This window comes from Bradyrhizobium sp. LA6.1, from assembly GCF_040547805.1.
GTDB classification, from domain to species: domain Bacteria; phylum Pseudomonadota; class Alphaproteobacteria; order Rhizobiales; family Xanthobacteraceae; genus Bradyrhizobium; species Bradyrhizobium barranii.
The window spans coordinates 62,346-88,966 of the sequence record NZ_JBEPQK010000018.1 but is presented as its reverse complement, the minus strand read 5'-3'; the positions used below and the strand labels follow the sequence as shown (position 1 = coordinate 88,966).

At 64.5% G+C, this 26,621-nt stretch carries 24 protein-coding genes; 14 read left to right on the top strand and 10 right to left on the bottom strand.

What is annotated here, in order from left to right; translation table 11 throughout:
- The first annotated feature begins 23 nt into the window (after positions 1-23).
- The 3 genes from ABIB99_RS33915 to ABIB99_RS33905 all read left to right on the top strand — a co-directional run bounded on the left by ABIB99_RS33915 (position 24) and on the right by ABIB99_RS33905 (position 4,734).
- Positions 24-2,156, top strand: coding sequence for a type I secretion system permease/ATPase (locus ABIB99_RS33915; RefSeq protein ID WP_231144892.1), 2,133 nt, complete (start codon positions 24-26; stop codon positions 2,154-2,156).
- Positions 2,143-3,591 (top strand): HlyD family type I secretion periplasmic adaptor subunit, encoded by a 1,449-nt coding sequence (locus tag ABIB99_RS33910; RefSeq protein ID WP_354179791.1) that lies wholly within the window; start codon positions 2,143-2,145, stop codon positions 3,589-3,591. The genes ABIB99_RS33915 and ABIB99_RS33910 overlap by 14 nt, the downstream gene beginning before the upstream one ends.
- A 177-nt stretch (positions 3,592-3,768) precedes the next feature.
- Positions 3,769-4,734 (top strand): tripartite tricarboxylate transporter substrate-binding protein, encoded by a 966-nt coding sequence (locus ABIB99_RS33905; protein WP_063986418.1) that lies wholly within the window; start codon positions 3,769-3,771, stop codon positions 4,732-4,734.
- 83 nt (positions 4,735-4,817) lie between these two features.
- Here the strand turns inward: ABIB99_RS33905 and ABIB99_RS33900 are convergent, their stop codons facing one another.
- The 3 genes from ABIB99_RS33900 to ABIB99_RS33890 all read right to left on the bottom strand — a co-directional run bounded on the left by ABIB99_RS33900 (position 4,818) and on the right by ABIB99_RS33890 (position 7,382).
- Complete coding sequence (locus tag ABIB99_RS33900; RefSeq protein WP_063983674.1) at positions 4,818-6,680, bottom strand: ABC-F family ATP-binding cassette domain-containing protein; 1,863 nt, start codon at positions 6,678-6,680, stop codon at positions 4,818-4,820.
- 57 nt (positions 6,681-6,737) lie between these two features.
- Entirely contained in the window at positions 6,738-6,911 is a 174-nt protein-coding gene (locus tag ABIB99_RS33895; protein WP_166096073.1) for a hypothetical protein, read from the bottom strand.
- Positions 6,912-7,127: 216 nt separating this feature from the next.
- Complete coding sequence (locus ABIB99_RS33890; RefSeq protein WP_038931848.1) at positions 7,128-7,382, bottom strand: hypothetical protein; 255 nt, start codon at positions 7,380-7,382, stop codon at positions 7,128-7,130.
- A 310-nt stretch (positions 7,383-7,692) separates the two neighbouring features.
- Between ABIB99_RS33890 and ndk the strand changes: the two genes are divergently transcribed.
- From ndk to ABIB99_RS33870, 4 genes are all read left to right on the top strand, one after another.
- Entirely contained in the window at positions 7,693-8,115 is a 423-nt protein-coding gene (ndk, locus tag ABIB99_RS33885) for a nucleoside-diphosphate kinase (protein WP_027535388.1), read from the top strand.
- A gap of 41 nt (positions 8,116-8,156) precedes the next feature.
- Positions 8,157-9,017: a TerC family protein gene (locus tag ABIB99_RS33880; RefSeq protein WP_063983672.1), complete on the top strand. Its 861-nt coding sequence runs from the start codon at positions 8,157-8,159 to the stop codon at positions 9,015-9,017.
- A 623-nt stretch (positions 9,018-9,640) separates the two neighbouring features.
- On the top strand, positions 9,641-11,686 hold the full coding sequence (locus ABIB99_RS33875) for a TonB-dependent receptor (protein WP_354179787.1): 2,046 nt from the start codon (positions 9,641-9,643) through the stop codon (positions 11,684-11,686).
- Between the two features lie 30 nt (positions 11,687-11,716).
- A complete protein-coding gene (locus tag ABIB99_RS33870; protein ID WP_354076017.1) occupies positions 11,717-12,865 on the top strand; it encodes a PepSY-associated TM helix domain-containing protein in 1,149 nt (382 codons plus the stop codon).
- Here ABIB99_RS33870 and ppx read toward each other — a convergent pair.
- From ppx to ABIB99_RS33850, 4 genes are all read right to left on the bottom strand, one after another.
- The gene (gene ppx, locus ABIB99_RS33865) at positions 12,862-14,364 is read right to left on the bottom strand and encodes an exopolyphosphatase (protein WP_041957841.1); all 1,503 of its coding nucleotides are present in this window, start codon (positions 14,362-14,364) and stop codon (positions 12,862-12,864) included. The two genes, ABIB99_RS33870 and ppx, sit on opposite strands and share 4 nt — an antisense overlap.
- A 15-nt stretch (positions 14,365-14,379) precedes the next feature.
- Complete coding sequence (locus ABIB99_RS33860) at positions 14,380-16,572, bottom strand: RNA degradosome polyphosphate kinase (RefSeq protein WP_063983670.1); 2,193 nt, start codon at positions 16,570-16,572, stop codon at positions 14,380-14,382.
- A gap of 144 nt (positions 16,573-16,716) precedes the next feature.
- Positions 16,717-17,394: a P-loop NTPase family protein gene (locus tag ABIB99_RS33855; RefSeq protein ID WP_063986416.1), complete on the bottom strand. Its 678-nt coding sequence runs from the start codon at positions 17,392-17,394 to the stop codon at positions 16,717-16,719.
- A 112-nt stretch (positions 17,395-17,506) separates the two neighbouring features.
- Entirely contained in the window at positions 17,507-18,049 is a 543-nt protein-coding gene (locus tag ABIB99_RS33850) for a CDP-alcohol phosphatidyltransferase family protein (RefSeq protein WP_354179784.1), read from the bottom strand.
- A 154-nt stretch (positions 18,050-18,203) separates the two neighbouring features.
- Between ABIB99_RS33850 and purM the strand changes: the two genes are divergently transcribed.
- Complete coding sequence (gene purM, locus ABIB99_RS33845; RefSeq protein ID WP_354179782.1) at positions 18,204-19,277, top strand: phosphoribosylformylglycinamidine cyclo-ligase; 1,074 nt, start codon at positions 18,204-18,206, stop codon at positions 19,275-19,277.
- A gap of 14 nt (positions 19,278-19,291) precedes the next feature.
- Entirely contained in the window at positions 19,292-19,945 is a 654-nt protein-coding gene (gene purN, locus ABIB99_RS33840) for a phosphoribosylglycinamide formyltransferase (RefSeq protein WP_354179912.1), read from the top strand.
- A 94-nt stretch (positions 19,946-20,039) separates the two neighbouring features.
- Here the strand turns inward: purN and ABIB99_RS33835 are convergent, their stop codons facing one another.
- Positions 20,040-20,246 carry a cold-shock protein gene (locus ABIB99_RS33835; protein ID WP_007591938.1) on the bottom strand — a complete coding sequence of 69 codons (207 nt, stop codon included), beginning with the start codon at positions 20,244-20,246 and terminating at the stop codon, positions 20,040-20,042.
- A 372-nt stretch (positions 20,247-20,618) separates the two neighbouring features.
- On the opposite strand from ABIB99_RS33835, the gene ABIB99_RS33830 reads away from it, so the two are divergent.
- A complete protein-coding gene (locus tag ABIB99_RS33830; RefSeq protein ID WP_354179780.1) occupies positions 20,619-21,773 on the top strand; it encodes an autotransporter outer membrane beta-barrel domain-containing protein in 1,155 nt (384 codons plus the stop codon).
- Positions 21,774-21,793: 20 nt separating this feature from the next.
- Here ABIB99_RS33830 and ABIB99_RS33825 read toward each other — a convergent pair whose 3' ends face one another.
- Complete coding sequence (locus tag ABIB99_RS33825) at positions 21,794-22,834, bottom strand: LysR family transcriptional regulator (RefSeq protein ID WP_028147769.1); 1,041 nt, start codon at positions 22,832-22,834, stop codon at positions 21,794-21,796.
- Positions 22,835-22,905: 71 nt separating this feature from the next.
- Here ABIB99_RS33825 and ABIB99_RS33820 point away from each other — a divergent pair, with 71 nt between their 5' ends.
- From ABIB99_RS33820 to ABIB99_RS33805, 4 genes are read left to right on the top strand one after another with little or no spacing between them, the layout of a single operon-like run.
- A complete protein-coding gene (locus tag ABIB99_RS33820) occupies positions 22,906-23,523 on the top strand; it encodes a hypothetical protein (RefSeq protein ID WP_354179778.1) in 618 nt (205 codons plus the stop codon).
- Positions 23,510-24,130 carry a GNAT family N-acetyltransferase gene (locus ABIB99_RS33815; protein ID WP_354179776.1) on the top strand — a complete coding sequence of 207 codons (621 nt, stop codon included), beginning with the start codon at positions 23,510-23,512 and terminating at the stop codon, positions 24,128-24,130. Before ABIB99_RS33820 ends, ABIB99_RS33815 begins: the two co-directional genes overlap by 14 nt.
- Before the next feature lie 25 nt (positions 24,131-24,155).
- The gene (locus tag ABIB99_RS33810; RefSeq protein WP_354179774.1) at positions 24,156-24,719 is read left to right on the top strand and encodes an isochorismatase family protein; all 564 of its coding nucleotides are present in this window, start codon (positions 24,156-24,158) and stop codon (positions 24,717-24,719) included.
- A gap of 34 nt (positions 24,720-24,753) precedes the next feature.
- A complete protein-coding gene (locus tag ABIB99_RS33805; protein ID WP_354179772.1) occupies positions 24,754-24,924 on the top strand; it encodes a hypothetical protein in 171 nt (56 codons plus the stop codon).
- A gap of 30 nt (positions 24,925-24,954) precedes the next feature.
- Here ABIB99_RS33805 and ABIB99_RS33800 read toward each other — a convergent pair whose 3' ends face one another.
- Positions 24,955-26,547: an FAD-dependent monooxygenase gene (locus ABIB99_RS33800; protein ID WP_354179770.1), complete on the bottom strand. Its 1,593-nt coding sequence runs from the start codon at positions 26,545-26,547 to the stop codon at positions 24,955-24,957.
- Between the last annotated feature and the right edge of the window lie 74 nt (positions 26,548-26,621).

Below are 26,621 nucleotides of genomic sequence, written 5' to 3'. Positions count from 1 at the left end.
AGGCTCCGGCCCGGAGAACGCCCATGACCACGAACGCGGTCTCGACCGATACGGGGTTGGACGCGCTGCTCACCCTGCTGCATTTGCAGGGTGTTGCGGCCGACCGCGACCAGCTCAGGCACCGGACCGGAACGGCTATCTTTGGCGCAGCGGAGATCATCCGCTGCGCCAAATCTCTCGGCCTCAAGGCACGAACCTATCGAACGCAGTGGAGTCGTCTGTCGGGCAGCCCGCTGCCGGCGATCGCAGTGCTGCGCGATGGCAGCTTCATGGTCATCGCAAAGGCCTCCGCTGACAAGGTGCTGGTGCAATCGCCGCAGGCCCAGCGCCCGGTGCTGATGGAGCGCGACGAGCTGTGCGCGATCTGGGACGGCGGACTGATCCTGATGGCCCGGCGCGCCGGGCTCTCCGACCTCGGGCGCCATTTCGATATCACCTGGTTCATCGGCGCGATCGGCAAATACCGGCGGCTGTTCGGCGAGGTGCTGGCCGCCTCGTTCTTTCTGCAGTTCTTCGCGCTGGTCTCACCGCTGTTCTTCCAGGTCGTGATCGACAAGGTGCTGGTCCACCGCTCGCTGTCCACGCTCGACGTGCTCGTCATCGGTCTCGTCGTCGTCTCGCTGTTCGACACGGTGCTGGGTATCCTGCGTAATTATCTGTTTGCGCATACGACCAACCGCATCGACGTGGAGCTGGGGGCGCGGTTGTTCCATCACCTTCTGGCATTGCCGATGGCATGGTTTCAGGCGCGGCGTGTCGGCGATTCCGTGGCGCGGGTTCGCGAGCTCGAGAACATCCGCAACTTCATCACCAGCTCGTCGCTGACGCTGCTCATCGACCTGTTCTTCACCTCGGTATTCCTGGCGGTGATGTTCGCCTATTCGCCGTTGATGAGCTGCATCGTGCTGGCATCGTTCCCGTTCTACATCGCGATCTCGGCGGTGGCGACGCCGCTGTTTCGCCGCAGGCTGGACGAGAAATTCCGCCGCGGCGCCGAGAACCAGGCTTTTCTGGTCGAGAGCGTCAGCGGCATCGAGACGCTGAAGGCGATGGCGGTCGAGCCGCAGATGCAACGCCGCTGGGAAGAGCAGCTCGCCGGCTATGTCTCGGCGAGCTTCGGCGTCACCAGCCTCGGCAACACCGCAAGCCAACTCGTCCAGTTCGTCAGCAAGGTCGTGACCGCCGCCATTCTCTATGTCGGCGCGCGCCTCGTGATCGGCGATGCATTGACCGTCGGCGAGCTCGTAGCCTTCAACATTTTTGCGGGGCGCGTTTCGGCGCCCGTGCTGCGGCTGGCACAGGTCTGGCAGGATTTTCATCAGGCGCGGCTCTCGATCGCGCGGCTTGGCGACATCCTCAACAGCGCGGCTGAGCCGGCTTATTCGGCGGCGCGTGCGGGGCTGCCGCCGATCCGGGGCAATATCCGGTTCGAGCACGTGTCGTTCCGCTACCGGCTCGATGGGCCGGAAATCCTGCATGACGTCTCGTTCGATGTTCCGGCCGGGCAAACCGTCGGCATCGTCGGATCGTCGGGCTCGGGCAAGAGCACGTTCGCCAAGCTGGTGCAGCGGCTCTACGTTCCGCAAGGCGGCCGCGTGCTGATCGACGGAATGGATCTGGTGATGACCGATCCGGCCTGGCTCCGCCGCCAGATCGGCGTGGTGCTCCAGGACAACATGCTGTTCAACCGCTCGGTGCGCGACAACATCGCGCTGGCCGATCCGACCCTGCCAATGGACCGCGTCATGGACGCAGCAAAACTTGCTGGCGCGCATGAGTTTATTCTGGAGCTTCCCGAAGGCTACGACACTGTCGTCGGCGAGCGCGGCTCGACGCTCTCGGGCGGGCAGCGCCAGCGCATCGCGATCGCCCGCGCATTGGTGACCAATCCCCGCATCCTGATCTTCGATGAAGCGACCAGCGCGCTCGACTATGAAAGCGAGCGGATCATCCATGAGAACATGAAGGAGATCGCCAGGGGCCGCACCGTTCTGATCATCGCGCATCGGCTGTCCACCGTCCGCGGCGCCGATCGCATCTTCACGCTCGAGCGCGGCCGTCTGGTCGAGGACGGCACGCATGACGCGTTGATCAAGACCGGCGGCCGATACGCGGCCCTGCATCGTCTCCAGGGAGGGATCTATGAGGTTGGCTAGCGCGGCGCCGGCCCCGCGGCCGGAGCAGACCGTCGTTCCCTTCCGGAAAGCGAAGGGGCGGCGCACTGAAGAGATCGCCTTCCTGCCCGCGGCGCTGGAGATTGCCGAGGCAGCACCGTCACCGATCGGCCGGGCCATCGCGATCGCCCTGATGCTCCTTGTCTGCGCGGCACTCGCGTGGTCGGCATGGGGCACGATCGACATCGTGGCGTCCGCAACCGGGAAGGTGGTGTCGAGCGGGCGAAGCAAGGTGGTCCAGCCGTTCGAGACCGGGGTGGTGCGCGCCATCCACGTACAGGACGGGCAGGCGGTCAAATCGGGCGACGTGCTGATCGAGCTCGATCCGACCGTGAATGCCGCGGAGCGCGATCACCTGCATGACGATCTCATGGCCGAACGGCTCAATATGGCGCGTCTCCGCGCCGCATTGGCAAGCGGCGAAGATGCCTCCACCGATCTCGTCCCGCCTGCGGATGCCGATCCCTCGCTGGTCGCGACACAGCGGCAGCTTCTTGCCAATCAGGTCAGCGAGCATCGCGCCAAATTGGCGTCGCTTGCGCGCCAGCAGGCGCAGAAGGAGGCCGAGCATCAGACCATTGCGGCGACGATCCACAAGCTGGATGCGTTGCTCCCCGTCACCCAGCAGCGCGTCGATATCCGCAAGATTCTGATGGAGAAGGAAATCGGCTCGAAGCTGACCTATTACGAGACCCTTCAGCTTCTGATCGAGCAGCAGGAGGAGCTTCGCGTCCAGAGCAGCCATCTGAAGGAAGCCGAGGCGGCCGTCGCCGCGATCCGGGAGACCCGCACCCAGGCCGTGGCTGAGTATCGCAAGAGCCTGTCCGACGAACTCGCCAAGAGCGAGCAGAAAGCCAATGGCGTCGCGCGCGATCTGATCAAGGCGCAGCAGCGGACCCGGCTGCAGCAGCTGACCTCGCCGGTCGACGGCGTCGTGCAGCAGCTTGCGGTCCACACCGTGGGCGGCGTGGTCACGCCCGCGCAATCGCTGCTGGTGATCGTGCCATCGGATACGCGGCTCGAGGTCGAGGCGATGATCTCCAACCGCGACATCGGCTTCGTCGAGGCCGGGCAGGATGCCGCCGTCAAGATCGACACCTTCAACTTCACCCGCTACGGCCTGCTGGAGGGACGGGTGCTGAGCGTCTCGCAGGACGCCATCATCCGCGACCGTCCGCCGGGAAGCGACCGCGCGCTCGGGACGCCGCGCGACAGCAGCGAGCCTAACGGGCAGGAGCTGAGCTACAGCGCACGCATCTCGCTCGATCGTACGCAAATGCAGGTGGACGATCGCCTCGTCAGCCTGTCACCGGGAATGGCCGTGACGGTGGAGATCAGGACCGGCTCGCGCACCATTTTGAGCTACCTGTTGTCTCCGCTTCAGCGCTACCGACAGGAGATCATGCGGGAGCGGTAGATCCCATTTTGCTCCAGCGGAGCTGTATCACGCCTGCCCACCATTCGTCTCGCCGGCGACGTCGCCATTCTCGGCGCGGATCATCGTGATTGCGACACTTTTGCAGAGGTCGCTTTCCTGATGGCCGTGCGGCCGGGGATGCGCTTTTATGGCGCGATAAAGAATCTTGGAGGGAACATGCGTTTCATCACGATCGTGTCGGCTCTGCTTCTGTCGCTCGGCGCGGCGGTCGCCCAGGACTATCCGTCCAGGCCCATCACCGTGCTGGTGCCGTACGCCGCGGGTGGACCGACGGACACCATCGCGCGTCTGACCGCAGCAAGCATGGCGAAATCCCTCGGGCAGCAGATCATCGTCGAGAACGCGACGGGCGCCGGCGGCACGATCGGCACGACGCGCGCCGCGCGCGCCCAGCCGGACGGCTACACGCTGCTGGTCCATCATGTCGGCATTTCGACCGCGGCCACACTGTATCGCAACCTGAGCTACGACACGAAGACGGCCTTTGCGCCGATCGGGCTCGTGACCAATGCGCCGATGACCATCATCGCGCGTCCGGACTTCCCGGCCGACACGCTCAAGGAACTGGTCGTCTACGCCCAGCAGCAGGGCGACAAGCTGACTTACGCCAATGCCGGGTTAGGTGCGGCATCGCATCTGTGCGGCATGCTGTTCATGACGGCGATCCAGAAGCAGCTCACCACGGTGCCCTACAAGGGCAATGGGCCGATCATGAACGATCTGCTCGGCAAGCAGATCGATCTCACCTGCGACCAGGCGACGAACACGACCGGGCCGATCACGGCCAAGCAGGTCAAGGCCTACGCTGTCACCACAAAAGAGCGGCTGAAGAGCCTGCCCGATCTGCCGACCGCCGACGAGGCCGGCCTCAAGGGGTTCGAGCTCGGCGTCTGGCATGGCCTCTATGCCCCTAAGGGCACGCCGCCCGCGGTCGTTCAGAAGCTGACGGCGGTGCTCCAGGCCGCGCTCAGGGATCCCGCGTTGATCGCCCGGTTCAACGACATCAACACCGAGCCGGTCCCTCAGGACAAGGCGACGCCGGAGGCGCTCGGGGCGATGCTGACCAGCGAAGTCGACCGCTGGGCGCCGATCATCAAGGCAGCGGGGCAGTATGCCGATTGAGTAAAGGGCCAACTGCTCAGCGGCTTGCATGCAGGTAATTTATTACCCGTACTGTGCATGGGGTTGTTTTTCAGATTTTGAGTCTAGCCCGCCGCCTCGTCGAACTGCGTGCTCGCCTCCAGCCACAGTTCCTCCGCGCGCGCCAGCGCGTCGGCGGCGTTGGCGCGCGCCTTCGACAGTTGCGCGGCCTGCTTGGGATCCCGGGTGAAGATGTCGGGCAGGGCGAGCGCGGTGTCGATCTTGGTGATGATCTCGCTGACGCGGGCGATCTCGCTCTCGGCTTCCGCGATGCGCTTCTTCAGCGAGCCACGATTGTCCGATCTCGGGCGCTGCGGCTTCTCGCTCGCGGCGCTACGCTCGCGCGGGACGGGCTCGCCATTGCGCGCCGACAGCACCAGGCGGCGATACTCGTCGAGGTCGCCGTCGTAATTGGTCACGGTCCGGTCGGCGACGATCCAGAGTTGGTCGGCGCAGGACTCAATCAGATAGCGGTCGTGCGAAACCATGATGACGGCGCCGGGGAATTCGTTGATCGCCTCCGCAAGCGCAGCGCGGCTGTCGATGTCGAGATGGTTGGTCGGCTCGTCCAGAATGATCATGTTGGGGCCGAAGAAGGTCGCCAGCCCCAGCAGCAAGCGCGCCTTCTCGCCGCCAGACAATTTCCCGACCTTGGTATCGGCCGCCTTGCCGGAGAATCCGATGGCGCCGGCGCGTGCGCGCACCTTGGCCTCGGGCGCTTCACCCATAAGCTTGCGGACGTGGTCGTAGGTCGAGGCATCCTCGTTCAATTCGTCGAGCTGGTGCTGGGCGAAATAGGCAATCGAGAGCTTGTCGGCACGCGTCACCTTGCCCGAGAACGGTGCGAGGCGGCCCGCGAGCAGTTTCACCAGCGTCGACTTGCCGTTGCCGTTGGAACCAAGGAGCGCGATGCGGTCGTCATTGTCGACGCGCAAGGTGACGCGGTTAAGCACGGGCGTGTTCGGATCGTAGCCGACCACGACGTTGTCGGCGGCGATGATCGGCGGCGACAGGATTTTCTCCGGCGCGGGAAAGCTGATTTCGCGCACGTCCTGGGTGACCAGCGCCGTGATCGGCTTCAGCCGCTCCAGCATTTTTACGCGAGATTGCGCCTGGCGCGCTTTCGAGGCCTTGGCCTTGAAGCGGTCGACGAAGGCCTGCAGCCGCGCGCGCTCGGCCTCCTGGCGCTTCACCGCCTTGGCATCGAGCAGCTCGCGCATGGCCCGTTGCTCCTCGAAGGAGGAATAGGTGCCTTTGTAGAGCGTGAGCTTGCCGCGCTCCAGATGCAGGATCTGGTCGACCGAGCTTTCCAGCAGGTCGCGGTCATGGCTGATCACGATCACCGTGCGCGGATAATGCGCAAGGTGATCCTCGAGCCACAGCGTGCCTTCGAGGTCGAGATAGTTGGTGGGCTCGTCGAGCAGCAGGAGGTCAGGGGCGGCGAACAGCGTGGCGGCGAGCGCGACGCGCATGCGCCAGCCGCCGGAGAATTCGGCGCAGGGGCGGAGCTGGTCGGTGGCGGAGAAGCCGAGGCCGGAGAGGATCGCGGCCGCGCGGCTCGGCGCCGAATGGGCGTCGATGTCGACGAGGCGGGTCTGGATCTCGGCGATCCGGTGCGGGTCGGTCGCGCTCTCCGCTTCGTGAAGCAGCGCGTCGCGTTCGAGGTCGGCCTTGAGCACGACGGAGATCAGGCTTTCGGGGCCGTTCGGGGCCTCCTGCGCGAGGCTGCCGACGCGCCAGCGTGGCGGCAGGGTGACCGTGCCGTGCTCGGCCGCCAGCTCGCCGCGGATCACCTTGAACAGGGTCGACTTGCCGGTGCCGTTGCGCCCGACCATGCCGACGCGCGCGCCGGGCGTGATCTGCACGGAACTCTGGTCAATCAGAAGGCGTCCGGCAAGGCGGATGGAGAGGTCGGTGATAGCAAGCATGCGGCCTTGTCACCGCAAGGCGCGTCGAACGCAACCCGTTTTTGCGTGAGCCTCACGTCAGTGCGAATCGCGGTCGCGCTGCTTCAACTCGTCGAGGAGCTGTTCGAGATGCGTCGGGAGCCGTGGTTCGGGGCGCAGGCTCTGCTGAAGCCGTTCGCCCACCGCATCGCAGATCGAGCGGCTGGTGCGCCGGTCGATCTGTTCGCTGTCATTGGCAAAAAGGCCAGCCATTGTGGGGTTCCGTCTTCTCAAGGTGATGACACGTTACCAAGTCCTTGGCCCCCCAAATGGTTTCGCCGCTCGCGGACATTGCCCGGCACTCTAGTAAAAATTGCATGAAGCCGGGCAATATCCGCCGAAATACAAAGCCCCGGCGCAGGGGAACGCCGGGGCTTCGCTTGGAAGGTACCTGGGGGGCCTAGGTACCTCAGGAAGGTGCTGTCGGGCTCAGTAGCAGCGGTTGATCAGCCGCCAGCGGGGTCCCCAGGGGGTCGGGACCAGCCGGCGCGCGTAGCAGCCGCCATAACCGTAGGAGACGGGGCCGCCGGCATAGAAGCGCGGTCCACCCCAGCCGTGATGCCAGCCACCGCCGCCGCCGTGCCAGCCCCAGCCGCCATGCCAGTGAGCGGAGGCGGAGGTCGGCGCCAGCGCGGCACCCAGCGCAACCGCGGCGACAGCGGCAAGCGAAAGTTTCCTCAACATGGTGATCTCCTAAAGACTGCCGGCGCGGGGCTATCGCGTCGATGGAAAGGCCGCCGAAACGGTCTGCCTGATGATCGGGCCTTCGGTTTCGATAGGCCCGACCTTACGCCGGCGAAGCTGAACCGAACCCTGACGGGGGTTTCAGATTGGGTTCATCTGGATGAAATCGTTGTAATCCATGCTGGAATCCGGGGCGGGCCCTGCGGCGAAGCGCCTGTGAGGCCGTTTTTGCGGTCGCTTGCCGTCCGGCGATGGCGCCGATATAAGCCCGGCAACTCCGAACCACCGCTTTCTTCTCAAGGACAAGATTATGGCCATCGAACGCACTTTCTCGATCATCAAGCCCGATGCGACCGCGCGTAACCTGACCGGTGCGGTCAATGCCGTGATCGAGAAGGCGGGCCTGCGCATCGTCGCGCAGAAGCGCATCCGCATGACCAAGGAACAGGCCGAGACCTTCTATGCCGTGCACAAGGCGCGCCCGTTCTTCGGCGAGCTCGTCGAGTTCATGACCTCGGGCCCCGTGGTGGTCCAGGTGCTGGAAGCCGAGGGCGCCATTGCCAAGTACCGCGACGCGATGGGTGCGACCGATCCGTCCAAGGCCGCCGACGGCACCATCCGCAAGCTCTACGCAAAGTCGATCGGCGAGAATTCCGCTCACGGCTCGGATGCGCCGGAGACCGCTGCGATCGAAATCGCGCAGTTCTTCTCGGGCAACGAGATCGTCGGCTGATCAGCCGATAGGTTAATATCGACGGGGCGAAAGGACGTATTGTGAACTGGCTCTGGCAGATCTTCGATCCCGCAACGATCGGGGCATTCTTCACCCAGTTTCGCAACGAGATGGCCGAACCGACCTTCTGGGTTGCGGTCGCCAAGATCATCTGGATCAACATCCTGCTCTCCGGCGACAACGCGCTGGTGATCGCGCTCGCCTGCCGCGGCCTCAAGCCGCGGCACCGGCTGTGGGGCATGATCTTCGGCGCCGGCGCAGCCGTGCTGCTGCGGATCATCTTCACCGGCATCGTCGCGAGCCTGATGGAGCTACCGTATCTCAAGCTCGTCGGCGGTCTCGCGCTGATCGTGATCGCGGCGAAGCTCCTGGTGCCGGAGAACGAGGACGAGGACGGCGTCGAGTCCGCCTCGCATCTGTGGCAAGCGGTGCAGATCGTCGTCGTCGCCGACATCGTCATGAGTCTCGACAACGTCATTGCGGTGGCCGCCGCCGCCAATGGCAGCGTGCCGCTGCTGATCCTCGGTCTCGCCATCAGCGTGCCGCTGATCGTCGCCGGTGCGGCGCTGATCATGGCGCTGCTCGCAAAGCTGCCGGTCCTGGTCTGGGCGGGTGCAGCGCTGCTCGGCTGGATCTCGGGCGAGGTGATCGCGACCGATCCCGGCATCGCGCCGAAGCTGCACACGCTGTTCGACGGCCCGCTCGGTGCCTCGCTGGACAGCATGCTCGGCGCACTTCGCATCCCGCCCCAATTCGCCCATGGCGGCGGAGGCGGCGAATATCTCTGCGCAGCTCTCGGCGTCGTCGTCGTGCTGGTCGTCGGCAGCATCTGGCGCCGGCGCAGCCTGAGCGCGGCCGCGCTGGAATCCTCCGAGCGCCACGCCAAGGCTTCGGCAGAGTAATCTCTGCGGCATGATCTGGTTTTGCTTGCCTCTTCCCGGCGGGGAGAGGTGTTGCGCGCGATCATTCCGGCAGTCGCCGTCCCCACTGAACCGGTCATCATAGCTCCGCACGCCGGCGAGCATTGCCGCCTCATGGCGGACTCGCGCGTCAAGCGGTCACGCACAGTGCGGTCCGGCACTTCGTGGGTGACCCACAGCGCTCTCAACCTCTGCGCGATTTAGACTTTGACTTATTATAAACTACTGAAAATAAAGGCGTTTTTATTGACTTGGCGGCTCGTGCCGCGGCACGTCGCTCCGGTATTTATTCCTGTCAAACCGGAAGCTGTTGAGAAATGTCTTCGAGTGCCACCTGCCGCCCTGTTGCTATTCTTGCCGCTACCGTCAAATCCCATCCGAAGTTCTCCAGACCGACGGCTTTCGCGGCCTCTCTGGTCTCCATCGCCTTGTTCGGCGACGGCTTCCTTCACCGCACCAGCGCGCAAAGCGCTGCGCCGGAGACGGCGACAGCCTTGCCGGCGGTGACCGTCACTGCCGACGTGCCGAAGCAGCGTGCACGCCCGCGTTTGAACCCAAGTCGAAGGGCGGGCCGTCAAAGCGCGCCCGCGAATGAGCGGGCCAGGATGCAGGCGGAAGCGAAGCCCGCTGCCGCAAGGCCCGGCGCACTCCCGCCCTCCTACTCAGGCGGGCAGGTCGCCCGCGGAGGCCAGATCGGCTTGCTGGGCAACAGGGATTTCATGGACACGCCGTTCAACATCACCAGTTACACGGCGAAGAAAATCGAAGATCAACAGGCCAGCACGATAGCCGACGTCGTCAGCAACGACCCTTCGGTCCGTTTCACCGGTCAGACCGGCGGCATTCTCGACTCCTTCTTCATCCGCGGCTTTCCGATCGGCGAGGGGAATGTCGGAGAAATTGCCTTCAACGGTGTCTACGGTGTTGCGCCGAACTACCGTGTCTTCACCGACTACGTCGAACGGATCGAGATCATCAAGGGCCCGACCGCGCTGCTTTACGGGATGGCCCCGAACAGCAGCGTCGGGGGCACCATCAATATCGTCCCGAAGCGTGCCTCTGATGTCGATCTCACACGGGTTACGACCGACTACGCGACGAACAGCCAGTTCGGCACGCATCTCGACGTCAGCCGACGGTTCGGCGAGAACCGCGAATTCGGAATTCGCGTCAATGGCAGCTATCACAATGGTGATACGCCGCTGGACAACCAGAACCGGGAGGCGCATGTCGGCGCCGCCGCATTCGATTATCGCGGTGAGAAATTCAGAGCATCGCTCGACTTCATCGATCAGGAAGAAAAGTTCGACGCGCCCACGAGACCGTTTCTGGTCGCAACAGGCGTAGCTGTCCCGACCGCGCCGGTCGGGAGGCGCAATGTCACGCAGGCCTGGGAATGGGCTAAGGTTCATGACAACTCGCTGCTGGCGCGCGCCGAATACGATGTGACGGATTCCGTGACGGTGTTCGCCGACGGCGGTGGCGGCAGGACCCAGGTCGATCGCTTGTTCGGCACGCCGACGATCCTGAACGCGGCCGGCAACACCACGTCGACACCGGGACGCTTCAAATTCGATATCGACAGGAATGTCGCTGACGCCGGTGTGCGCGCCCGGTTTGAAACCGGCGCGATCAGTCACGCCGTGAGTTTCCAGGGCAGCTACTACACGGATCAGATCTCACGGGGCTCTGTGTCCGGGACGCCGGTTCTGTCCAACATCTATGCGCCGATCGCCCGTCCTGAGCAGCTCGTTGCTGCTCCTTCGACTGTTCCGAAGCTTTCGGATACCGAATTGACCGGCCTTGCGCTGGCTGACACTTTGTCGGTTTTTCAGGAGCGCCTTCAGCTGACCGTCGGCGTGCGCCAGCAGGGGGTGAAGTCCAACAACTTCAATACCAACACGGGAGCGGTCACGTCCTCCTATGACCAGACGGCGCTCACGCCGATGGTCGGCCTCGTCGTCAAGCCCTGGAGCAACGTTTCGCTCTACACCAACTACATCGAAGGGCTCAGCAAGGGCGACGTCGCACCGACGACCGCGAGCAATCAGGGGGAAGTTCTTGCGCCTTACTTCAGCAAGCAGCACGAGGCAGGCGTCAAGGTCGACTTCGGAATGCTGGCCACCACGATCAGCGTGTTCCAGATCACCAAGCCGTCGGGACAATTGGGCGTCGACAAGATCTTCCGGGCGGACGCCGAACAGCGCAATCGCGGCCTGGAGTTCACCGTATTCGGAGAGGTGCAGCCGGGCATACGGGTCCTTGGCGGCGTGACGTTGATCGATGCGGAGCTGACAAAGACAAGCACGCCAACCAATCTCGGCAAGACGCCGATCGGTGTGCCTCAGGTGCAGGCAAACCTGTCCGCTGAATGGGACACCCCGTTCGCGCCCGGACTGACGCTGGTCGCAAACACCATCTATACGGGACACCAATATCTGGATGCGGCGAACATGCAGGTCGTTCCGGCCTGGACGAGGCTCGACCTGGGTGCCCGCTACAACACGCGGATCAACAACCGGCCGGTGACGCTTCGGGCCCTGGTTCAGAACGTGTTCGATACCAATTACTGGGCTGGCGTGGCGAGCTTCTCCGCATTGTCGCAAGGTGTACCCAGAACCCTGCTATTGTCGATGTCGACGGATTTCTGAGGCGGGTCGGCTTTGACGCGTGCAACGGCGATGTTGCCGGCCCCGAACCTCACCGGACGCGCACGGCGTGGGCTTCTGTGGGCTCATCGATGGCTCGGATTGCTCGGCGGCATCGTCGTGGTGCTGATCGGCCTCACGGGTAGCTTCATCGTCTTCTATCGGGAAATCGACGCCGCCCTGAACCCGGCGCTTTACACTCCCGCAGGTCGGGAACGAGAGGCTACGTTGAGCGAGGTGATGCGCGCGGCCGCGGCAGCGGATCCCGCGCCGATTGCCACGATCCTCGCGCCGGATCGGACCTGGCCGGTCTGGGTCGTGATACATGCGCATGAAACTGCGAAAGGCCGCTACCCGAATCGCTGGACGACCATGGTCGATCCTTCGAACGGGAAGGTGCTCGGGCGGCGTGACTACGTCAACGCGTTCTCCCTCAAGGTTTATCGTCTGCACTACACGCTGCTGCTCTACGAGTGGTGGGGCAAAGAGCTGGTCGGCGTTGTCGGGTTCATGCTGCTCGGCCTGGCCATGTCAGGCGTCATCTTGTGGTGGCCGAGGCCGGGTCGATTCTGGCGATCAGTGTCGGTCCGGAAGGACGTTTCGCTGCTTCGATTTGTTTTCGACGTCCACGGCACGGCCGGCTTTTGGGCGCTGCTCGCGCTCACGGTGATCTCGATGACCGGCGTCGGGATTATTTTTCCCGACGTCGTGCGTCCCATCGTTGGCCTTGTGTCGCAACCGACAGCCGATCCGTCGCCGCGGATCGAAGCGCCGCCCCCCACGGGGACACCGCCGCTATCACCCGATGCGATCATGCGGAGCGCGCAAGCGGCCAAGCCGGGCATGGCGGTTGCCATGCTGAGCCCGCCCACCGAAACGCGCAACACGTGGCGGGTGCAGTTCCGGGCCGCGGGTGCTGATCCCGCGGTACGTGCCCGGGGGGCGATCTGGCTCGATCCATGGAGTGGCGCAGTGGTGCACGATCGCACTTCGGCCGCGATGTCGATGGGGGATCGCTATCTGGCCGAACAGCTCTGGATCCATAACGGCGCGACGTTCGGGCTGATCGGGCGCCTGTTCGTGTTCGCAACCGGCTTCGCACCTCTCGCCCTGTTCATCAGCGGCGCGATCATGTGGCTCAAGAAGCGTCCAGGGAGGATTAGGACCGGCTGGCGAGTCTAGCGCCGCACGATCGAGCCGGAGCGGCCGATCAGGCGGGCGAGGGCGCGGAAGCGGCTGCCGACGCGGTCGGCGACGAGGTCGACGAGCCGGTGCTCGAACACCAGCATCAGATTGCGGCCCTGGCTGCGGAAATGCGTGGCCGGCAGCACACCCGGACGTGCCGCCGAGATCAGATGGGCGACGCGGAACGCCGCGCCCAGCAGACGGGCGCGTTCGAGCTGGGCAGGTGTCAGCAGCTCCTGCATGGTCACCGGCGGCTGGTTCTCCTCGCTCAGGCCCGCATAGCGGTAGAACACGGACAGGCCGACGAAGGCGCGCTCGGTGTGGGTGATTGCGCCGAAATTGCCGTTGACGACCAAGCTCAGCGTCTGCTCGCCGCGATGGTCGGGATGCACGCGCCAGCCGATGTCGGAGAGCAGGCACGCGGTGTGGCGCAAGCGGCGGTCCTCTTCGGTCTCGCGCAGCTTCACCACGCGCGCGAGGCGGTCGGTCCAGGCGATCAGCTCGCGGGCGTGCTTTGCCGAACGCGACAGCAGCTGATTGAGCTCTTCCGCGGCGCAGATCAGCCCGTCCTTGTTGCGCTCGGATTCCGACAGCTTCTCGTGCAAGAGGCCCTCGCGCACGCCGAAGGTCGAGAACACGATGGACTTGGGTTTCGCCACGCGGATGATGTGCTCGAGCACCAGCGCCGCATAGGTAAGGAGCGGGCGCCTGGCATCCGCGACGATCTCGATGTCGGCCAGCATGTCGGCGGCCGCAAGCCGGCGGAGACGACGCGAAAAGTCGAGCGCTTCAGCTGCGGAAATGGAGTAGCCGTGCATCACCTGGAGCGGATAGCCGCTCTGGATGATGTGGATGCGCGCGAGCGCGCGCCAGGTGCCGCCGACGGCGTAGAAGGTGCGGCCGCGGCCGGCGGTGAGCTGCGGCACCTCGTCGAGCTCCTCGCGCACGATACGGTCGGCGCGCTTGAGCGATTTGTGCGCGAGGTCCTGGAGCGCGAGGCCGCCGAGCGGCAGCGTCACGCCGCTGCGCACGCTGTTCTTGCGCACGTCGATCAGCTCGAGCGAGCCGCCGCCGAGATCGCCGACGATGCCGTCGGGATGATGGATGCCGGAGATCACGCCGAGCGCCGACAGCCGCGCCTCGCGCGGGCCCGACAGGATCTCGATCTTCACGGCGCAGATGCGCTCGGCTTTCGCGATGAAGTCGGGGCCGTTGGAGGCATCGCGGCAGGCTGCGGTCGCAATCGCAAACACGCGACCGACCTGCATGACGCGGCACAGCGCCCGGAACCGCTTCAGCGAGGTCAGCGCCTTGTCGACGGCATCGGGAGCAAGCAGGCCCGTGCTCTGCACCTCGCGCCCGAGGCCGCACAGCGTCTTCTCGTTGAAGATCGGAATGAGGCTCCGCGTCAGTCCCTCGTAGACGACGAGACGGACAGAGTTGGAACCGATATCGATGACCGCGACGCTCGAGCCGCGCTTACGCGGCCGCTTCACGTCCTCGATCCCGGATCAAGATTGATGACGTTCATTACGGCGCGTGAGACGGCGCGGCGAGGATTCCTTGAGCGACTTTCCACGGCCAGATAGACTCGGATTTGTCATGAAGTAGTTGTGGACGTTGAAAGGCTCCTCGCCCTTCGCGGTCTTCATACGCGTCGAGGACCCGTCCGGCAACAATTGCCAGCTCTGCTCATTGTCCTTCAGATTCGCGACCATGATCTGTTCGAGAACCTGCTGATGCACCGTGGGATTTTGCAGCGGACACAGCACCTCGACGCGGCGGTCGAGGTTGCGTGGCATCATGTCGGCCGAGGAGATATACACAGCCGCTTTCGCGCTCGGCAGGCCCTGGCCCATGCCGAAACAGTAGATTCGGCCGTGTTCCAGGAAGCGCCCGATGATCGACTTGACGCGGATGTTCTCCGACAGGCCTGGAATGCCGGGCCTGAGGCAGCAGATGCCGCGCACGACGAGCTCGACCTGGACGCCGGCTTGTGAGGCCTCGTAGAGCGCGTCGATGATGTCGGGGTCGACCAGCGCATTCATCTTCATCCAGACCGCGCCGGGGCGGCCATGCCGCGCATGCGCGGTCTCGCCTTGGATGTGCTCGATGATGCGCTTGCGCAACGTCAGCGGCGACACCGCCATCTTTTCCAGATCGCTCGGCGCGGCATAACCGGTGATGAAATTGAACACGCGCGCGGCGTCGCGGCCGATGGTCGGATCCGAGGTGAAGTAGGAGAGGTCGGTGTAGATACGTGCGGTGACGGGGTGATAATTGCCGGTGCCGGTGTGGACGTAGGTGGTGAGGCCGCCGCCCTCGCGGCGCACCACCATCGAGAGCTTCGCGTGCGTCTTCAGTTCGAGGAAGCCGTAGACGACCTGCACGCCGGCGCGTTCGAGGTCGCGGGCCCAGCGGATGTTGGCCTCCTCGTCGAAGCGCGCCTTCAATTCGATCAGCGCGGTGACGGACTTGCCGGCTTCGGCGGCTTCCGCCAGCGTGCGCACAATCGGGGAGTTGTTGGAGGTGCGGTAGAGCGTCTGCTTGATCGCGACGACATCGGGATCGCGGGCGGCCTGCTGCAGGAACTGCACCACCACGTCGAAGGATTCGTAGGGATGATGGACGACGAGGTCCTTCTGCCGGATCGCGGCAAAGATGTCGCCGCCATGCTCGCGCACGCGCTCGGGATGGCGCGGTACGTAAGGGGTGAATTCGAGATCGGGCCGGTCGAGGCGGGTGAGCTGCGAGAGCTCGTTCATGGCGAGCACGCCGTCGACCAGGAAGACCTCGTCGTCGGCGGCCGACAGCGCATGCTGCACGAAGCTGCGCAGCTCCTCCGGCATCTTGCCGTCGATCTCGAGCCGGATCACCGACCCGCGGCGGCGGCGCTTCAGAGCGGTCTCGAACAGGCGGACGAGGTCTTCGGCCTCTTCCTCGATTTCGAGCTCGGAGTCGCGGATGATGCGGAAGGCGCCCTGGCCGTGGAGATTGTAGCCGGGGAACAGGCGGTTGATGAACAGCCCGGTCGCCTGCTCGAGCGAGATCAGCCGCACGACCTTGCCCTCGGCCGGCAACCGGATGAAGCGGTCGATCTTGCCGGGCATACGAATCAGCGCGTTCATCTGCTTGCCGTCGGCGGCGCGCGTCAGCTGGAGCGCGATGGTGAAGCCGAGGCTCGGAATGAACGGGAAGGGGTGAGCCGGGTCGATCGCGAGCGGGGTCAGCAGCGGAAACACGTTGTTGAGGAAGTAGTCCTCGATCCAGGTCCGTTCCGCCTTGGTGACGTCCTTGCCGTCGACCAGCACGATGCCGACGTCGGCCAGCGTGCCGCGCAGGTCGCGCCAGATCGCCTGCTGGTCGGAGGCAAGCTGCGAGACGGTGCGGTTGATCAGCGCGAGCTGCTCGGACGGCGTCAGGCCGTCGGGGCTGCGCTCGGCGATGCCCTCGCGGATCTGGGCCTTGATGCCGGCGACGCGGACCATGAAGAACTCGTCGAGGTTATTCGCTGAAATCGACAGGAATCGCACCCGCTCCAGCATGGGGTGGCTGGGATTGACCGCTTCCTCGAGGACGCGGCGGTTGAAGTGCAGCCAGGAGAGCTCGCGATTGATGAAGCGCTCGGGACTTGAGGCAATCGCCGGCAGGCCCTCGGTCTCCGGGGCTTTTTCTTTAATTTCAACAGCTTGCGCAGAGTCCATCAGAAGTCGATCCATCCAGTTCGCCCCAATTTGCGACTTATGCGCAAAACCGGCGGGAGCATGTGTTAGTCCGATGACGTTTCGATGACATTGATGTTCCGCCGCTGCGCCGCGTCAAGCGGCCTTGGAGCCAGGGCGGAAGGGTCAGGCGTCCCGAAGCAGCTCGGCGGCCAGCGCCCGCGTGACGGGGCGACCGAGGCGCAGGGCCTCGCTGTCGAGCAGCTCAACGGCCTCCCGTGCGGCCGCCGAAGAGCGCTCCAGGCGGGTAGCGAGGTAGCTGACCACGCTCTCATCCACGGCGAGCTGGCGGTCGGCGCAGAACTTGACGATCAGGCCGCGGAAGAGCTGGTCGTCGGGCGGCAGCAGCGAGATCACAGGCACCGCGCGCAGCCGCGAGCGCAGGTCGCGCAGCTCGATCTCGAGCGACGCCGGTACCTCGCGGCCGGTGAAGAGCAGGTAGGCCCCATCCTCGCGGGCGAGGTTCATCAGATGAAACAGGGCCCGCTCGTCGAGCTCTTTTGCCCTGAGATCCTCGACCACCAGCGCGCCGGTGGCGAGCGCGCCCGGGACGTTTTCGGCGGTCAGCCCATTGGCTGTGGTCGAGCGGGCGCCGGAAGCCTCGGCCCAGATCGCGGCGAGATGGCTCTTGCCGCTTCCTTCCGGGCCGGCCAGCCACATGATCCGGTTCGGCCATTCAGGCCAGGCGTCGATGAGGGCAAGACCGGCTTCGTTGGCGGGGCCTTCGAGGAAATTATCCCGGCTGAGGCTTTCCGCGTGCGGAAGCGAGAATGCCAATTGTCGGGGATGAACGCGGCCTGCCACGCTTGCTGTGCTCCGTGCCGGCACGCCGGCTTCGTTTGAAGAGATTCGACGTCATCGAGCGGGAGTTGGCCTTTTGCGGGGCCGCATCCCGGCTCATTTGGCCTCGATCGTGCTACTTGGCTCCGATCGTACTCATGTGCCGCAGCCACTCGACGAGATAGAGCGACACGGAAGAGAGCGTGAAGACCGTGACGAGGCCCATCAGGATCATATCATAAGGCGCCGGTTTGAAGCCGAAGGCCAGGGAGGCCAGCACCAGCGCCGCATAGGCCACCTGGGCGGCGGTGTTGAGCTTCGACACCTTCGACGGCTTCATCTCGACCGGCTTGTCGAACAGCCAGGACACGATCACGGCGGCGACGATCATGATGTCGCGCGACACCACCAGGATCACGATCCAGCGCGGGATGTCGCCCCAGATCCCCAGTGCCAGATAGATCGAGACCAGCAGCGCCTTGTCCGCGAGCGGATCGAGCAGGGCGCCGAGCTCGCTCGTCATGTTGAAGCGCTTGGCGAGGAAGCCGTCGACCGCGTCGCTGACGCCGGCAATGAGGAAGACGGCGAACGCAACCTCCATTTGGCTCGACACGATGGCCCAGACGATGATTGGGACCAGCATGATGCGGCCCAGGGTAATGATATTCGGAATACTCACGCGGCGCTTCCTGGCACCCGGCCTGACCTCGAATCCGGCCCGTTTGAAGGCTGAACCGGTTGATATCTACATAGTATAGGGCGGGGCGCCACGCTTGCCATTGCGCGTCCCCGGAATTCGACGTAACCAGCCGCAAACCCACTGGAAATCGGGCATGACCGACCGCAAAAACGGCCTCACTTACGCCGATTCAGGCGTCGATATCGACGCGGGCAACCGCCTAGTCGATCTGATCAAGCCGATGGTGCGCGCCACCGCGCGGCCCGGCGCCGACGCCGAGATCGGCGGATTCGGCGGCCTGTTCGACCTCAAGGCGGCCGGTTTCAAGGACCCCGTCCTGGTCGCCGCGACCGACGGCGTCGGCACCAAGGTCAAGATCGCGATCGAGACCGGCCTGCATGGCGGGATAGGCATCGACCTCGTCGCCATGAGCGTCAACGACCTCGTGGTGCAGGGCGCCGAGCCGTTGTTCTTCCTCGACTATTTCGCCTGCGGCAAGCTCGACCCGGAGGCGACCGCCTCGATCGTCGCCGGTGTCGCCGAAGGCTGCCGCGAATCCGGCTGCGCCCTGATCGGGGGCGAGACCGCCGAGATGCCCGGCCTCTACAAGGACGGTGACTACGACCTCGGCGGCTTTGCCGTCGGCGCCGCCGAGCGCGGTACCTTGTTGCCGCGCAAGGACATCGCCGCGGGCGATGCCGTGATCGGCCTTGCTTCGTCCGGCGTGCACTCCAACGGCTTCTCGCTGGTGCGCAAGATCGTCGAGCAGTCCGGCCTCAGCTTCGAGGCGCCGGCCCCGTTCGCGCCGGTCATGACGCTCGGCGGCGCGCTGCTGACGCCGACACGGCTCTACGTCAAATCCTGCCTGCGCGCGATCCGCGAGACCGGCGCGGTAAAGGGGCTCGCCCACATCACCGGCGGCGGTTTCACCGACAACATTCCACGCGTGCTGCCGAAAGATCTCGGCGTCGGCATCGATCTGGCGCGCCTGCCGGTGCTGCCGGTGTTCAAATGGCTGGCCGCTCAAGCCGGCATCGCCGAGCTCGAGATGCTGCGCACCTTCAACTGCGGCATCGGCATGATCGCGATCGTCGAGCCCGACAAGGTCGATCAGGTCGTGCAGGTCTTCAGCGATGCCGGTGAGACGGTGGCGCAGCTTGGTACCGTGATTCCGGCCGAGGGCGAGCATCGCGTCGTCTATAACGGCCACCTCGACCTGGCACCGTGATGACTGGCGCTGTGATGAAGCGGCGCGTCGCCATCCTGATCTCCGGCCGCGGCTCCAACATGTCCGCGCTGATCAGGGCCGCTGCTGCACCGGATTTTCCGGCGGAAATCTCGCTCGTCATCTCGAACAAGGCCGACGCTCTGGGGCTCGAACGCGCCAAGGCGAGCGGCGTCAACACGCTGGTGATCGAGAGCAAACCGTTCGGCAAGGACCGGGCCGGCTTCGAAAGGCTGCTGCAGGCCGCGCTCGATGAGCACGGCATCGAGCTGATCTGTCTCGGCGGCTTCATGCGCCTGTTCACGGCCGAGTTCACCAAGGCCTGGTACGGGCGGATGCTCAACATCCATCCCTCGCTGCTGCCGTCGTTCCCGGGTTTGGACCCGCATGGTCAGGCTTTGCGCGCCGGCGTCAAACTGTCTGGCGCGACAGTGCACTTCGTGATCCCCGAGACCGACGCAGGCCCGATCGTGATGCAGGGCGCGGTTCCCGTCAGCGACCACGACACGGGCGCTACGCTGTCGGAGCGCATTCTCGAGGTGGAGCACCGCATCTATCCGGAAGCGCTGCGGCTGCTTGCGACCGGCAAGGTCCGGATCGAGGGCGATGTGTGCAAGACGGCGGGTAGCGGGCCGTCGGAGAACTTCCTGGTTTCGCCAGTGGTGCGCTGAAGCGCCGTCGCACCGTGTTTCGTCTTCGCAAACAAAATCCCCCGGCAGAGCCGGGGGCATCGTCATGATCTCTCGCGCGAAGCTTTGAGAGAAATCAGGAGACCTTGAGGTTCTCCGCGGATGCTTTGCCGCGGTTCTCCACGAGGTCGTATTCAACCACCTGGTTCTCATTAAGGGTCGAGAGTCCGGCACGCTCGACGGCCGAGATATGGACGAACACGTCCTTATCGCTGCCGTTCGGCTTGATGAACCCATAGCCCTTGGTCGGGTTGAACCATTTGACGGTGCCCTTTTGCGGCATCGCTCATCTCCTCCACTAGATACAAAAAAGACGCGGCCGCAGTTTCGCGTGCCACGCCACAAACGGGCTTCCGATAGTCTGTTCGAGTCTCAATGTCGCGAAACGCACAGCCGAGCGGCCAATTCCGATTGTGTCCAATATTGCAACATGAAATTCGCGCGTTAGCAAGCGGCGCACGGCTTTCAAGATCGCGGCGGGTGTCGCTCTCTGCAATTTGCGACCTGTGGCAAGGGAACCACAATCGAGGCAATAGCCCCGCTCCAGCGCGCCAACCGGTTGACCCTGCGTGGCAGTTCGGCACAAATCGCCGCAAGCGCGCGCCGTTCGTGTTGCATTTTTGCGCTCCGCCACTTTGCTTCGGGATTAGTCGTCATGCGCTGCGCCCTGCAGCTCTCCGGGACACGGCAGACGGTTGGGCTGGGCCGTGTCCGCCGGATCGCGGCTGCGCTCGTCACGGCGCTTGGACTCGTCGTGACCATGTCGGCGACATCAGCCTTCGCGCAGAGTCCGACGCCCACGCCGACCCCGACCCCGACACCCACGGCGTCACCGACCCCCATGCCGACCGCGACCAATTACGACCAGTCGGCCGGCAACAGTGCGCTCAATCTTGGCTCCAATTTCCTGGAGCGGCTCGGCAACCAGGCCTCTAGCGGCGTCAACCGTGCATCGCGCACCAATCCCGGTGGGGGCGGCGCCTCGGCGAGCACGGAGGATCCGCTCTACCGCACCTGGTTCGAAGGCTATGGCATCTCGGTCCGGACCGACGCGCAAGGCGACTTCGTCGGCGACAAGCGCAAGACCTTTGGCGGCGTCGCCGGCTTCGGCGCGCGGGTCGCGCCGGGCGTCAACCTCGGCTTCTCCGTCGACCAGAGCCATACCGACATCGACGTGCCGCTGGCGCTCCAGTCGGCGACGCTCGACCTGACGCAAATCGGTTTCAACGGCTCGGTCGACAAGGGACCGTGGACCTGGGCATTCGCGGTGGTGCACGGTTTCGGCAAGGTCCGTTCCAGCAGGGACACCGGCGTTGGTCTTGCGACCGCGGGTTATCGTGCTGCGATCGACGGTGGCCTGACCGAGATCAGCTACTACTGGACCCAGGACCAGATGCGCGTCGTACCCAAGGGCGCGCTCGAATATGTGCGCGCCACCAGCGCTGCGTTCCAGGAGGCTGGAGGGCTCGATCCATTGAACGTCGGCTCCACGGCACTCTCTCGCGCACGCGTGATGATCGGCGCGGAGATCGGGCGCTACTTCATCTACGACCAGAAGATCCTGGACCTGTCGGCCTACGGCAAGTTCGTCGACAATTTCTACCAGAACCTGGGATCGGTGCAGGTCAGCCTGGGAACCCAGAGCATCGTCGTTCCCGGCATCGGGGAGAGCCGTTACGGCATGGATGCCGGCGCCTCGGCCTCGCTCAGCCTCACCAGCGTCGCGCGGCTCTACATCAACTATGACGGCAAGTTCCGCAACGAGCTGACGTCGCATCAGGGCACGGTCGGCTTCGAATACAGATGGTGAGGGCGAAGCGCGCCCTGCGTCTACGTCGGCGTTGCCGCGACATAACCCGTTAGCCCAAAGCCCTCGCGCGCGGCCGTCATCATTGGCACCAGCGCATTCGGATGGATGAACTCGTCGCGGAAGCAGGGATAGGTCTTGGCATCGAAGATCTTCTTCAGCCAGTCGACCACGATCTTGTGGCGCTCGGAGTTGCGGAATTCCTTGTGATAGGTGAGCCAGAGATCGGCGTGGTGGCTGACGCCCAGATCGACGGCAACGAGCGGTGCGCCGAGCGCGATCGACACGGTCGGCAGGAAGCCGATGCCGGCGCCGCGCTCCACCGCATAGAGCACGCCGACCGAAGAGTTGGTCTTGATCCCGACGATGCCTTCGAGCGACTTCAGTCCAAGCACGCGCGCGTAGGCGCCGTCGTCGACCTGCGGCGCGCTCTGCTTGATGATGCGATGGTTCTTCAACTCGGCGAGGGACGCCGGCACGCCGTAGAGGCTCTCGTATTCCCTGGAGACGAAGGGATAGATGTGCAGGCGGCCGAGCTTGGCGACGATCAGGTCGGGATTGGTCGGCGGCTCGAGCTGGATCGCGATGTCGGATTCAAGCCGGGCGACGTCGGCCTGCTCCATCGCGCAGCGCAGATCGACGGTGATCTTGCGATAGGTCTTCTGGAAATCGATCAGCCGCGGCAGGATCCAGAAATTGCCGGGGCCTTCCGTCACCGCGACACGCACGGTGCCTGACGTGTCGTTCGACGATCGCGAGGCACGCCGGAAGACGTTGAAGGCATGACGCTCCATATGCGCGACGTCGGCGATCATCGCAGCGCCTTCATCGCTGAGCGTCAGTCCGCTCTGGTCGCGCAGGAACAGCTTGCAGTCGATGCTCTCTTCGAGCCGGTCGATCCTGCGCATCAGCGTGGTGGAGGTGAGGCCGAGTTCTTCGGCCGCGTTGCGGAAACTTTTATATTTTGCGCACGCTAAAAAGAGTTTCAAATCGTCCCAGGACGCGTCCAGGGCTTCTTCACGGTGCTGCATCAAAGCAGCACCCCGGTGCAATAACTGCTGCATACGCCAGATCCCCAACCGCTAAGGTCATCGTCATAGCGGGGCACTAAATCCTCGAACGATAGAGGGGTGACATGAGTATGGAAAGGGGCTCCTTTGCCGCAAGGCATGATTTCGATGCATTGCCGCTCAGTCCGGACGTCGATGTCCGATGTGCGCAATCTTCCGAAATTGCTGCGCTTTCTGAAATGGCGCACCGGCTGGTACCGGGTGTGCAGATCGGAACGGCAGAGCTTGCGCGATATTTCACGTTCGATCCTCAGAGCATCCTGACGTTCAGTCGCAAGGGCAATCTGGTCGGCGGCATGGCCTTCTTGTTCCTCAACGACCGCGGACACGATGCGCTGCTGCTCGACGAGATCTGCCTGACCGCACCCGAGACGCGCTATCTCGCTTCCGCGAAGGAAGACGTTGCAGCGATCTACATCTGGGCGATCGCGGCGACAGGCCGGGGTATCGCTGGTCTCGGCAAGGCCGCGGCTCATCTACGTCAGGTAAGGTTTCGCGGCGCGGATTGCTATGCGCAGCCGTCAACCGTGGCCGGACGCGACATCATGAAGGCGACGGGATTCGACCCCGTCCCGAGCTTCCAGCCCGATCTCTGGTGTTACGAGCGGCCCTGGCATCGGCAACCGATGCAGATGCCGGGCGCGATCATCCAAACAAGGAGTTTTGCAGATGCACGGCACTAGGATGCCCCTCGCCAAGCCCGACTCCCGCGCCATCACCATTCGCCTCGCGCGCGATCCCAACGACCTCATGCTGGTCACCGCCATTCGCGCGGCGGTCTATCTCGCTGAGCAGGATTGTCCGTTCGACGAGGAGTTCGACGGCAACGACATGGTCGCAGCGCACTTCATCGGCTACGTCGGCAACGAGCCTGCGGGTTGCCTGCGGGTACGCTTCTTCGGGGATTTCGCCAAGGTGGAGCGGCTCGCGGTGCGTCATCAATATCGGCGCTCGCGCGTCTCGTTCAAGCTGGTTCAGGCGAGCGTCGACTATGTGAAGCGCAAGGGCTTTCGCAAGATCTACGGCCAGGCGCAGGACCGGCTGGTCGATTTCTGGGCTCATTTCGGCGCCAAGCCGCTCGGTCACAACCGCAAGATCACCTTCTCGGATTTCTCCTACACGGAGATGCTGCTGGAGATCGAGCCGGGGCCGGACGCCATCACGCTGGACAGCGATCCCTATGTGATCATCCGTCCCGAGGGCGATTGGGACCGGCCCGGCGTGCTCGACGCATCCGCGGGGCGGGCGGTGACCTCGCCGCTACGGGACCTCGCACTCGCCGATCACTGAAATTGGTGCAGCTCTGCGCAAGACAATGCTGGCTTCCATTACCGATGATCCGTCGATCCTGGTCTGTGCGGATCTCCAGGTCGAATATCTGACCCCCGGGCGTCGCCATGTCATCCTCGACGGCGAAGCCGCCACCGTGCACTGCCTGGAGCTCCTGACACTGTGGCGCACCAATCTCTGGCCGGTGATGCATCTGAAGCGCATCGCCCAGGCGGCGTGGTTCAATCCGGCATCCAGGCTGACCGATTGGATCGCGGAGGCGAAGCCGCGACCCGGCGAAATGACTTTCGAGCACCCGCTGCCGTCGGCCTACAGCTCTTCGCGGTTCGTGGACTACATGTCCAATATCCGCAATGTGCGCTGCATTCTGGTCGGCTTTTCCCTGGACGAAACCATCCTGGCCACCGCCGTCGACGGGTTTCACCGCAGCCATCGCTACCAGATCGTCACTGACGCCGTGGCCTGCCGGCAGCCGGGCACGGGCGATGCCGCCGTCTACAAACAGTCGGTGGTGAATGTGATCGGGAATTTTGCTACAGTCCATGCCAGCGCCGAACTGATCAGAACCAGCGGCGCCATCGCGGTCTAGGCGGCCGTGGTCGGCGGATGGATGGGGTGGGACATTGTCACGGGGGGACGAGCTCAAGGAGCTGGCGAGCGATTTGTCGCGTGCCGTGGAGACGGCGCGCCGCGTCGGCTTGCCCACGACCGTCTATCTGCTCTCGATGGCGCTGGTGGAGGTGAGGGAAGCCGCTCGCGCTGCCGACGAAGAGGATGACGACGGCGCGGCGTAGGGTTGTGGGCCTGCGGCGAAAGCGTTTCTCTCAGGATCGGCCGATGGCGCGCATCAGGATATCGGATGCGTCATCAGCGCTGTCGCCCGCGTAGGCGACGAATTGATCGGGCCGCACCAGGATCAGCCGCGCCTCGTATTTCTCGCGTCCGCCTGATGCGGTGTCCCTGATCACCCTCAGCGGGATGCCAAGCCGCGCGGCGGCTTGCTCGAGAGCTGTTGCCGCGGCGCCGTCCGTCAGATCGATCAAGGTGAAGCCGTCGCCCAATTCCTCGAACACGTTGTTGCCTGACGACAGAGGTTGCGGGGTGAGATGATGACCTGCGCGCGCCGGATAGGCGTGCGAGCCGATCGCGCTGCAGACAGCGCCGGCCGGACCAAAGACGATTGGTGACCCCTCGTAATTCGGCTCGAAGGCGTTGACCTCGGCGCGCGCGCCGGAGTGCCGCTCGTGCCAGGCGGCCTCGAAATCCGCCCGATCGCGCGCCGGATCGTGCCGGCGAAGAAAATCGCGGTCGCGGAAGATCGGAGTCTCGATGAAATCGCGCGCAGTGGACGCAAACACCGGACGCCGCTCGGCATCGTAGCTGTCGAGCAGACCGGCTGGCGCCCAGCCTTGCAGCGTCGCGGCGAGCTTCCACGCCAGATTTGCGGCGTCCTCGAAGCCGGTGTTGATGCCATAGCCGCCGTAGGGCGGATGGCTGTGCGCGGCATCTCCGGCGACGAAGACGCGGCCGGCGCGGTAGCTGTCCGCGACCGTGAAGCGAAGATCCCAGAATCCGATGTGCTCGAATTCGATGTCGAATTGTGCGCCGGCGGCATCGTGCAGCAAGCGTCGGAAATCGAAATTGTCGGCGGTGGTGTCCGCGGGAACGGGGGCATGGAAGAACCAGGTGCTGCCGAGATCGACCCGGCCGAAGAACTTCCAATAGCCCTCGAGGTCCGGATGCAACACGCTGTAGAACGACTTGCCTGGAAAGGCCTCGAGCAGTCGATGCAATTCGACGGAGCGAAACACCAGCAGCACCATCAGCCGATCGTGGTCGGAGCGGGTCTGGGTGATGCCGGCGCGCTCGCGCACGATCGATCGGCTGCCATCGCAGCCGATCACGTAGTCGGCGCGAAGGCTCTGCATCATCCCGTCGCGATTTTCGATGTCGAGGCCCACGCCCTCGGCGTCAGGCCGGACATCCCGGCAGGTCCAGCCGTATTGCAGGTCAATGGAGGGAAGCTGTGCCGCCCGTTGCCGCAACACGGCTTCGGTCGCGTATTGCGGCAGGCGTTCGTTGTCGGTGAAATAGAAGGGGCGGACGAGCTCGCGCTGCAGCCAGTTGTAATTGTAGCCGCTGAGCAGCGTCTCGTAGCTGGTCATTCCGCCGATGCCGTAGTCGGGAGGAATGGTGCGGGCCGCGCGCAGCGCTGCCTCCGCGCCCCAGAAATGGAAATGCTCCATCGTCCGCTGCGTGAGGTTCTGTCCCTTGGGGATCGGCTGCGGCTGTTCGTGGCGTTCCACGACGATGGTCTTGATGCCGCGCTGGCCAAGGCCGATCGCCAGACCCATCCCGACCGGTCCGCCGCCGACGATCACGACGGGCGCGTTGCTATCCGCTGAAGCCTGCCTCACATCGCTTCCCCACGATTGTCATCGCGCGAGGCGCGATCGCTCGTCCTCATGAGATGTCGCACAGATCTCGTCAA